General features: G+C 52.1%; 6 protein-coding genes and 1 pseudogene. 5 read left to right on the top strand and 2 right to left on the bottom strand.

What is annotated here, in order from left to right; all coding sequences use genetic code 11:
- Positions 1-163 precede the first annotated feature (163 nt).
- The 3 genes and pseudogenes from C8K63_RS04470 to C8K63_RS04450 all read left to right on the top strand — a co-directional run bounded on the left by C8K63_RS04470 (position 164) and on the right by C8K63_RS04450 (position 4,168).
- The gene (locus tag C8K63_RS04470) at positions 164-496 is read left to right on the top strand and encodes a hypothetical protein (RefSeq protein ID WP_108216063.1); all 333 of its coding nucleotides are present in this window, start codon (positions 164-166) and stop codon (positions 494-496) included.
- A 917-nt stretch (positions 497-1,413) separates the two neighbouring features.
- The gene (locus C8K63_RS04460; protein ID WP_108215585.1) at positions 1,414-2,424 is read left to right on the top strand and encodes a CFI-box-CTERM domain-containing protein; all 1,011 of its coding nucleotides are present in this window, start codon (positions 1,414-1,416) and stop codon (positions 2,422-2,424) included.
- Positions 2,425-3,006: 582 nt separating this feature from the next.
- A pseudogene (locus C8K63_RS04450) lies at positions 3,007-4,168 on the top strand (IS30 family transposase).
- A gap of 251 nt (positions 4,169-4,419) precedes the next feature.
- On the opposite strand, the gene C8K63_RS04445 reads toward C8K63_RS04450, so the two are convergent.
- The gene (locus C8K63_RS04445; protein ID WP_256594897.1) at positions 4,420-6,393 is read right to left on the bottom strand and encodes an ATP-binding protein; all 1,974 of its coding nucleotides are present in this window, start codon (positions 6,391-6,393) and stop codon (positions 4,420-4,422) included.
- 507 nt (positions 6,394-6,900) lie between these two features.
- Between C8K63_RS04445 and C8K63_RS04440 the strand changes: the two genes are divergently transcribed.
- Positions 6,901-7,446 carry a hypothetical protein gene (locus tag C8K63_RS04440; RefSeq protein WP_108215581.1) on the top strand — a complete coding sequence of 182 codons (546 nt, stop codon included), beginning with the start codon at positions 6,901-6,903 and terminating at the stop codon, positions 7,444-7,446.
- Between the two features lie 94 nt (positions 7,447-7,540).
- Positions 7,541-7,981, top strand: coding sequence for a hypothetical protein (locus tag C8K63_RS30710; RefSeq protein WP_256594896.1), 441 nt, complete (start codon positions 7,541-7,543; stop codon positions 7,979-7,981).
- Positions 7,982-8,937: 956 nt separating this feature from the next.
- On the opposite strand, the gene C8K63_RS04430 is transcribed toward C8K63_RS30710, so the two are convergent.
- A complete protein-coding gene (locus C8K63_RS04430) occupies positions 8,938-9,945 on the bottom strand; it encodes a DNA-binding protein (protein WP_108215580.1) in 1,008 nt (335 codons plus the stop codon).
- Positions 9,946-10,123 lie beyond the last annotated feature (178 nt).

Raw genomic sequence — 10,123 nt, 5'->3', positions numbered from 1 at the left:
CGTTCGCTGCCCGCAATGATAGGCAGCAGATGGAAACGCCGACACTCGCCGGTATCTGCTGGCACTTACCACTTGAGGTCTCACCCGAGCGACGCTTTACAACAGAGTCTGGTCATCCTAATAGAATCGATCAGGTATAGATAACACCCTTGTGAGAAATAGCGTGAATACAGAATTGATGGAAGATGAGATGCGCCGGGCACTATTCGGTGATCCTGAGCCCTCTGCGCCGGCAATTCACCCGGACGTGCAGGACACAGTCCCGGATGTTGTGATCGTGCAACCGGTGAAGGCAGAGAAGAAAAAGTCAGTCTCAAAAGGCTTCACACCTAGGTTGAGAGTCACGCTCCGTGTGGGAAATGAATTTGAAGGCGAGATGCACGAGATGGTACATGAGGCCGATACGCTGAGCTCCCTAGTTGCAGAACAAGAAGCTACTAAGACAGCCAGAAAAAAATTCAGATTTGTGGAAGTGGTAACGGTCAAGTCGATGTAAGTGGGTACTTCCCTTTGGCTCACCCGCCTGGGCATTAAACCGCATTCGGTTACCGCGGAGCACCCAACAGGGTCGTGTCGAATGAAGCCTTAAAGATTAGGGGGCGGTAGTCGTATCCCGGACTGGATTTAACATCCTCACTCCATACCGCTCTCAATGTTAATTGCTCGCCAGCCCAAGCCACATTACTGACGGTGGCGACAGGTAGAAATCGGCCGATTCTGTTGAAAAAGTTGGCCGTATTTTCTAAAGCAGAAAAGAACGCGTCGGAGATTGAAATCCTGAATGTCCGCAGAGCCTTTCAGGCTAAGATTTCACGTAGAATCGTGCCGAAGAGGCGCTTTCACCGATCCATCCTACGGCATTCTGAAAAAACCGCCTTTTTCAACAGAATCGGCCCATTGCAGCCGGTCGAATTTTAGTCGATGTCGGCCATGGGCCGCCCTGTTATAGCGAGGAAAATGGGTCGGTTCTGCCGATGTAAAGCAGGAGAACGGGGGAAATATCCAAATATATATCCTGCGTACTATAAATATAGCTAGGCAGATACAGTTGGTATAAAACAGCTGAGGTCTGACCACGACCATCATCGGTCATTCAGTTTCAAAGCTGAGCGCGATAGGCGCAGCGGTGAATCCCGAAGCGTCCTGACCGCCTGGTTATACCTGTGGCTCTCCCATCTCTTGCAAAGCCTTTCAATCCGAATAGATCCGATCCGCATACGGTGCCGGACCTATGGCAACCCGTTTAAGTCAGTCGTAAAATGCAGCGGGAACGTTTAAAGGATTGCCAAGTAGACGCAGGAAGCGACGCCAGGATTGGAATGCTGTCTGAACAGCATCTGATTACAGTGCCTTCCGTGAGATGTCTGCTGGGCCTTAGAAGATAGCTCATCAACCAGTGAAGGTTCGACGTAAATGGGTTTCCATCCAGCGCAATGCCCCTCGTGCCTGAAAGACATCCAGGTACCCGATGACGCCAAGGTTTCACTCTGCATGTACTGCGGTGAGAAAATCTCCATAGCGCAAATTTCTCTTACCACAGGGCCGAACGTTGTCAATCTACTCGGCATGGCTCGTACCGCATCTACTGCCGGCAATCAAGCAGAGGCAGAAATTTACTTCAATCGTGTTTTGGAAATTGATCCAACAATTTCCGAGGCGTGGGTAGGCAAAGGAAAGGCTGCCGGCTGGTTGTCTACCATTGGCCACATTCGTTTCAGTGAGATGCTTGTCGCGTTCGGCCACGCGATAGCCACAGCACCGGCCGCTCAAAAAGAAGCCCAGTGCAGAGAGTGTCTGCACGAAGTAAACCTGCTTGTGGTAACTGTGTATGGCATGGCCCGCAAGCACCTGATCGAGTTCGTGGCGTTGCCCAATATCTGGACTGATTACCTGGCCCAGGTAGCCGAAATGCTGACGACATTGGAGCGAGCCTTGGCTTGGGATCCTTTGGACAAAATCACGTTGGAGAATATTGTCCACCTCTGCAAGGACAATATCGAAGGGATCAGTTATCGAGATCAGTTCGACAAAAACCTTCCCAAGGTTTGGTTCCTGAGCCCGGACTACGAACGTCTTGTTCGGCAGAAGCTTGAGTTTGCGGGGGGCGCCTTAAAAGCGCTGGATCCCGCGTACGTAACTCCCGTAGCTCAGGCGAAGAAAGCTGATGCGTGCTTTGTGGTCACTGCGACCATGGGAGATGAACACCACCCGACCGTCGCGTTTATGCGGGAGTTCCGAGATCGGTGGCTGGTGGATAAACCTGGCGGCAAGTCGTTCATAGCTTGGTACTACGTTTACGGGCCCGTGGCTGCAAGCGTGATCCGGGATAGACCCATTATGCGTAAGCTTTGTTACGCATTGTTGGTTTCGCCTGCCGCGTGGGTTGCGAAAAAGATAATGAAGGATCAAAAAAATGACGGATAAGTCTGCCGGTGAAAGCCCAGCGCTCACTTACCTATGTCATCCCGTTGGGAGTGGGACGATAATAAGAATATAAAGAATATGGAAAAACATGGGATTTCATTTGCTGATGCCGTTTCGGCATTGGACTCAGATAAACATTCTTTGCGATAAGTTGCGAAAAGTTGGGAGTCACTCGATTCATTGGATTATGAGGCAAAGGGAATTCAGCGAACGCTTGCAAATACCGATCCTCTCCGAGATCAACATCTTTTTAAATTTGATGAAAAAGTATGGTTGTTGGTATCCACCCTCCGGGGGGGAAATTGGGTTGATGACTCAAAGAGTTATCTCGGTTCGAAGGGCAAGACCTGACGAACTGAAGCTTTATGAACAAGGTTTTGGTAGAAACTAGCCATGAAGGTGGCGAGACAAATGCTTTGGACGCCGTCTGGATCTGAGTCGGCGCCAGTTGGCGTCGAGAGACAACAGGAAGTATCAGCTCTCGACCCACTTCTGCCAGTGCCGACCGGCAGCTATGGGTTGTGGATTCAACCGGTCGATGCAACACAACTAAATTCTGTGTAAGCAGAAGGAGTGTTGCAGATGAAGCAGAGACCTCGGATCTATTACACCGAAAGCCAGAAAAAACTGATGTGGGATCACTGGCAGAAAGGCGACTCTCTCCAGCACATAGCCCAACTATTTGATCGAAACCATTCATCGATACAGCGCATCTTGGCGGAAACAGGCGGTATCAGACCCGCTGTACGCCGCAGGTCCAGATTGGCGCTGACGATGGCTGAGCGCGAAGAGATTTCGCGTGCAGTGGTGGCAGGCGACTCGATCCGTTCCATGGCCGCGCTGCTAGGGCGAGCAGCCTCTACGATCAGTCGTGAGATCAGACGCAACGGTGGCCAAGGATGCTACCGGGCTAATCAAGCTGATCAGGCTGCCTGGGATCGCGCGCATCGACCCTAAGGTTTGCAAACTTGTTGAGAACCGAACGGTGGCGCAAATTGTTGCAGACAAGCTTCAATTGCAGTGGTCATCGGAACAAATTGCCGGTTGGTTGAAGCGTACCTACCCGGACGATACGAGCTATCAGGTGTCACACGAGACAATCTATCGCACGCTCTTCATACAGACTCGCGGGGCTCTGAAGAAGGAGTTGCTTGAGCATTTACGGCGCACGCGGGCCATGCGTCGCTCGCGCCATCACACGCAGAAGAAAGAAAATCACGGTCGAATCACTGGCGCGGTATCGATCCGCGAACGCCCAGCCGCGGCTAAGGATCGGGCGGTTCCAGGTCACTGGGAAGGCGACCTGCTGTGCGGTAGCAGGAACAGCCAAATTGCCACTCTTGTTGAGCGTCATACCCGCTACGTAATGCTGGTGAAATTGGACGGTAAGGATAGCGAGACGGTCATCAGCGCCCTGATCGAAAACGCCCGCAACTTACCCCAAGAACTCTACAAATCGCTGACGTGGGATCGCGGCAAAGAGATGGCTGACCATAAGCGCTTTACGGTAGCTACCGACATCAAGGTCTACTTCTGCGATCCTCATCGTCCTTGGCAACGGGGATCGAATGAGAACACCAACGGGTTGTTAAGGCAGTACTTCCCGAAAGGAACCGACCTTGCGGATCACTCGCAAGCCACGCTCAATGAAGTCGCAAGGCAGCTAAGTAGCCGCCCTCGGAAAACACTAGACTACGAAACACCGGCAGAACGATTTAGCCAATCTGTTGCATCGACCGGTTGAATCCACAGTCGATTGCTGACGTTCACGAACGGCAGCTATTGGCGCGATCCGCGACTGTCACCGACCGAGCCGTTGCTGTCGTTTAGCTTTTGCATGCCGGGGCCAGCTTTGCTGCGAAAGCGATCCGGGCCTTTGAAATCGGTGGTGCTCAGGGGGGGTAGTCTCCTCCCGCGCTTGAAGATGGCCGACGAAATTCTCATCTCCTCGGCCATCTCGCGCGGCTCATTCGGGGGGGGGTAGCGTTCCTTGTTTTAGTGTTCGACCTGCAACTCTGCAATCAACCTCTCCTTGGTCGCGTCGGTGTAGTCGTCTCGCTTTAGCTTGAGGTTGTCGAGCATGAAGCCGTGCGTCAACTCGAAGCCATCAAGCAGCGTGTACCAGTTCATGACATATAGCTTCATGCGCGGGTCATCCGTTACGAGGCCAGGATCGTTTCGCAAGACATGAGCGTTCAACCGGCTGGTGATGATGGAATCCGCAGAAGAAATCTGACGTCCAAGGAGGATGAGCTCAAAGTGCATCTTCTCCGACTTAAACTGTGGCTCGCTTGCGATGATTTCCGCGTAATCCTCAAGCTGCCGAAGGTGCTTCTTGTTAAGAGATATCGCAGGCCGTTTTATCTCCACCACAATGCATTTGTAGACCCGATTCCCCAGCGAATCAAAGGCTGGAAATTTTCGAGCCATAAAGAGGTCTACTTGCCGTTGCGCACCGGGAAAATCGGCCTCTTCATCTACGTCGTCCACACTCAGTGGCGACCGTCTCATGACTTCATCCCGCATGCGGCGAACGATCTTGGCGAAGGTGTCCTCCTCCGCGCCTATGGTCTCGTAGCGTGGCCCGAACAGCCATGTGTTGGCCTCGATGACCTTTTGCAAGTCCGGCGTTTCGAGAACCTCGCGATAGTGTTCGTTCATCACATATCGCAGCTGCTGTACCGCGGTAGCTCGTCGTTGCAGCACCTCGATGCTCGAAATAATATTTTCGAGCGAGGTGCGATGCAGTTGCTTCGCTAGGTCTTGCATCGACTTCTCATCAAGGTCGAGTGCTCCTTCAAGCACCTCGAACAGGGCGTCGTTCTCGTTTGAGATGGCGAGCCTATCTAGAAGACGAATGATCAGTTTCGCCTGCTTCTTGTTTGTTTTGTGGAAGACCCGCGGTTCAGCGATGTAAATGTTCCGCACCAACTCGCGGGTGTACTGGTGCCGCCATTCTTTCTCCGTATCATCCATTCCCGCGTAGCTCGGGAAGTAGCCTTCATCTTCGTAACTCTGTACCACCTCCTCGGCTCGCACGCGCAAGAAATCGCCATACACGGACTGACTCAAACGGTCCAACTGTAACTTGAACTTCTTCCAAGTTGGCGAAGCTGGTGTGTGCGCCTCAGGAGTGAGCAGATCTTGCTCTTTCGAGAAGGTGTCAGCCCATGCGGATATCACGCATATGCTGGTGAAGAAGTTCGGCTTCTGATTGAGCGAGCTCAGTACTTTATAGACAGGAGCCCCACTGGAGTTGAGCAAGTATAGGTATGACCTCTCCGAGGTAGGCCGTTGCTCCCAGCGAAACACCCGGACCTGAAAGACAGTATCCTCGACCACAATTTCTTTCTGAACCACTTCGTGTTTCGGAACCAGAACGGGCACTCCGTTCAGTACTACCTGCTTTTCTGGATGCACAGCAAGGTACCAACCGAACTCGACGGAAAATATCTCGCGAAGATCATCCGACTCAGGGAGAACGCCCGTAAAATGCGTCAGTTCCACCAGAGTGCCCTTTCCTTGGGTCAGCAGCTCCAGCCTCTGCTCAGACCTCTCTAGAAGTCGCCCCTCAAAATCTTTGATGGTCGGCTCGACGACGTCTATTACTGCATCGACGTTGCTGAACCTAGTGAACCATGATGCGTTGCGACAAAGCAGATGAAACGCAAGACGCCCGCGACCGTGCTCTCCCTTCATCGCGAGGTTGATCTTCTTCGCAGAGTCATTGAAGCTTCCGAACGTGTCGTTCAACGTGTCGAACTCTATGCCGTCACCGTCGTCCAGCACAATGACACGCTCCACGCCGTGGATTTCGTTCTCGAACACAGTAATGGATACGGAGCTTGCGGCAGCATCGAAGCCATTCCAGGCCAGCTCGAATAGAGGTTGCCAAGGCTCCGCCGTTTTGAAGTGCTTCTTGATACCGGAATTGCCGATGGAAGCACTGCCCTTGAAGACGTTATTCATAAGCTTCCCTGTCATATTTCGGAAGATTTTTGCATACCTGCTAAGTGAAAGGGAGTCTGGTCCAGTTTAATAGCTCGATCAACCGCTCCTGACCGTGAGCCACTCTCTATAAACGGTATCTCTGGGTCGGTTTCTTCCATCCACGACCGGCTGAAAGCGGCCGATTGTGTTGAAAAAGTCGAGGTCGCTTTCCCCTGCAGAAAAGTACGCGTCTGAGCTTGAAATCTATGCTTTGCGCAGAAGACTCATTACGCAGATTTAACATAGCAGCGTGCAAAAATGGCGTTTCCATTAGTCAACGTGCGGGTAGCCATGCCGGGGCGAATTTTTCTACAGAATCGGCCGACAGCGGACGCTAGGCGGTTAGCCATGGTGAAATCCGATATGGATGCCAGCCCGCACGGCTGTATCTTCGCAACGCCGTCAGAGTGGATAGCAGCGCATCCGAGTTTTCCAAGCTCTTTCGGCGAACCGTGGAGACGCAAAACAATTTTTTAAGGAGTTTTTATGCCTATCCCTTCCGCAGTTTGGAACACCATCGAATCCGACATGCGTGCCGTAACAGTCCTGACTCAGAGCGGCTGTGACACGCACGCGCTGGCCCTGGTGTTCAGTTCAATTGATAAAATGGCTTGGCTTAGCAGCGCAAATATCGACCACACCCGTAGTGACTTCACACGTTGGGTCGACGATTACCTTCTATCAGCAGGCTCAATCTCTCTTGACGCAATTGACCTTTACGCAGCGAGATGCGGATTTCTCCATACTGGCTCCTCAGAGTCAAAACTGTTTCGCGACGGAAAAGCGAAGCAAATCTTTTATTCTGTCGGACCTCGTAGGCCACAGGGAGAGATACTGGCCGAGGTCCACGCAAAGCTACCAAAATTAGGTCTCACACCAGACGACGTGGTCATAGTTCAGTGCATCGAACTGTTGGAACAGTGGGTGGCAGCTATGGAGCGATTCACCGACGCCATAAAGGCAGACACCTCCCTTGAGGCCCACACAAAAGAACGGGCTGAACTTCAATTGGCCGTTTTCCCAGTAGCTTGAGGCCACCTACGGCCTGTCCGCAGCCTCTAGAATTCTCTCACAACCGAATCGCCTCAGCACAAGCCCGCTTCGGGTCGAAAGCAGCTGTTGGTAAATGGCTGCTAACGGCCCGATTCTGTTGAAAAAGTCGGCCATGGTTTCCGCAGCAGTAAAGCACGCGTCTGAGATTGAAATCATTACTTCCGAGAGTGGCTGCCGGACTCAGATTTCACGTGGCAGCGTCCCAAAATGGTGTATTCACCGATCGCTCTGCTGGCCATTTCAGAAAAACGTCTTTTTCAACTCAATCGGCCCAGAAGCGGTCATCCGGATGTGCATAGGAAATCCGACAAGGAGACATGAGGATCAAATGGACTTCATCTTAGATGTAGTAGCTCATCGCATTGGCGTTTACGTGCTGGGCTTGCTGAGTGGCGGTCGTTTCAAAGGAGAAAGTGGTTTTGCATGGGGGTGGGCAGTTGCCGTCGGCGGCTTGATACTCCTCTCTCTGTTCGCGGCTTTCATAGCCTGGCCCATCTATAACCGTGGCCCGTAAACTGATGTCTGCTATGGGTCGATTCTGTTGAAAAAGTCGCTCTGCCCAAACTGCCTGATCATTGACTGGTTAAAACGCCTTTTTTGCACGCTGCTACGTGAAATCCGAGTCCGGATGCCTCTGCCAAATGTAAAAATTTCAATCTCGGACGCGTACTTTTCTGATGCGCAAACCATGGCCGACTTTTTCAACAGAATCGGTCGTTTTCAGCCGGTCGCGACAGGCAGAAAACGTCCATGCAATTGCGCAGTCGTGAGGTGATCGGGATTCCATTGGTGGCTGCGTCGACTAACTTTTCTTTTCCAATCGAGCCTAGAAGAATATAAGCAACGCCAACAAAACGGGGGCAGCAGACCCTTATTTAAAGTCGCGCGCAAATGATCGTCACAGCACACGCACAAATTCTGACGGCCAGGTGTACTAACGGATGCTCTGGATTTGCTTGAGATCTGAGGCTGGGGCACCCTCTGTACTTTGCTGAGTGCGAATGAGAGATATTTGATCACGAATGGAAAGGTAAAGCGGTACAGCGCATACCAGAAGTTGTAATTCCACCCAATCAGATTGAACATCCAGCTTTGCAAGATCTGGAACGTCATACTGATGACGAGCCGATAAGGGCGGGAACGAGCATGCAACCTTCTTTCACTGCATAAAAACTCCTTAGTAGGGATTAAAGCGCCCCGTTATCTAGGCGGCCCCCCCTCTCAAAGGACGTAGGTCAAAACATCCACTAAAATATAGCCCCTCTACGCACCAAGGCCCTCTCTGCTCATTTCGGGCGTCACTTTCTTCACGCGTGACGCGACTCGACCAATACGCTTCAGTAGGCCCGAACAATCGTTCGAAAAAACCATCCGACTTAGGCGCTCATGCGCGTACTTGAGGTCAAGAGTGTTTCCAACGGAACCGCTGCACGCCACGTCAAATTTGCTCAATCGAACTCCCCCTTGGTCTTATTTTGCGATGCTTTCGTTGTCAGGTTCAGGATGATTCGTGGTGTGTCGAAGCTGAGTGAGCTCCACGGAATATTGCTCCAACAACCTCGTGGCTTCCGCCAGTTGCCAGCTAGCCTGCGCCAAACCCTCCTCTAGCTGCTTGGATTCGGCACGCGATATGCCTAGCTGTTCCTGGAGCATTTCTTTTGCCCCGTCTGCCTTGGCAACTGCTGTCTTCATGGCAGCAATCTCACCGCTCAAACGAAGCGCCGCGTCTTCATGCGTCGCCGCCGCCTTGGCCTGCTGTCGCGCCTCACTTAATAAGCGCTCGTTATCTCTATTGAGTCGAGTCAGTTCGTCCTGCTTGAGCATCAACGTTTGCTGCAGCTGTCGCAGCTCAACCTGAACTTGCTGCACCTGCCCTTCGTGACGACGTTGCTCTTGGTCGCGCTGATCCTTTACGGCCGCTCGGTAGTGCTCAAGTGCGTCACGAGCATGCGAGTGCTTTTCTTCCAGGGAGCGAATCTGCTCGTCTTTCTCATGCACCCGTACCTCCTGGTCAGCACAGCTTTGGCTCAGGCGAGCATTGCGAGTGAGCTCGGCTTGCAGGCTTGTCTGACAGATCTGCAACTCATCCGCTTGAAGCGCTAACGCTCCTTTCTGACTATCCACTTCACGCTGCAATGAGGTGAGTTCGGCACTCAAGCCGTCGAGCTTTCGCTCGAGCTCGCTACGCTGCTCGTCGAAGCGCGCCTGGGCGTACGCAAGAGCTTCGCCTCCCTCCTCCGTCATTCGCTCTAAGAGGCCGGCAACAAGCTCGGTTAATTCATCACTCAGCCGCTCTCTAGAGGCTCGTGGTCGAGGGTCAAAATCTTCTATTTCCTTCAAATAACGGTGAATAGTGGTCTTTGAGCCGGTATTTCCCAACTCGATGCGCACGGCGTCGATGCTCGGATTCTCTCCCCGAGCAAGCAGCGATTCCCGGGCTTTTTGGACAATCGCCTTGTTAATTCCGCCGCGTGCCATTTTCCTCTCCTACGATTTCGTACTGTTTTACATACCACGTATATACATAGCACTTTACTGCTATAAAAAGAACAATATAGAGTGATTCTTTGATAAAATAATGGAGCGTTATCGCATCATAGAGCTGTTTTTGGCTTTTTCTGGCACCGGAAAAGGTACGTTTCACGTAGAAGGGTCG

Source organism: Pseudomonas sp. GV085 (genome assembly GCF_003050925.1).
Taxonomy (GTDB): Bacteria; Pseudomonadota; Gammaproteobacteria; order Pseudomonadales; family Pseudomonadaceae; genus Aquipseudomonas.
Note: the sequence above shows the minus strand (reverse complement) of the source record. Positions and strands in the feature narration are given on the sequence as shown.

Coding starts and splice junctions, on each gene's coding strand:
- C8K63_RS04445 (WP_256594897.1), bottom strand. CDS start 6,393: ATGAATAACGTCTTCAAGGGCAGTGCTTCCATCGGCAATTCCGGTATC.
- C8K63_RS04460 (WP_108215585.1), top strand. CDS start 1,414: ATGGGTTTCCATCCAGCGCAATGCCCCTCGTGCCTGAAAGACATCCAG.
- C8K63_RS04430 (WP_108215580.1), bottom strand. CDS start 9,945: ATGGCACGCGGCGGAATTAACAAGGCGATTGTCCAAAAAGCCCGGGAA.
- C8K63_RS30710 (WP_256594896.1), top strand. CDS start 7,541: ATGGCTGCTAACGGCCCGATTCTGTTGAAAAAGTCGGCCATGGTTTCC.
- C8K63_RS04440 (WP_108215581.1), top strand. CDS start 6,901: ATGCCTATCCCTTCCGCAGTTTGGAACACCATCGAATCCGACATGCGT.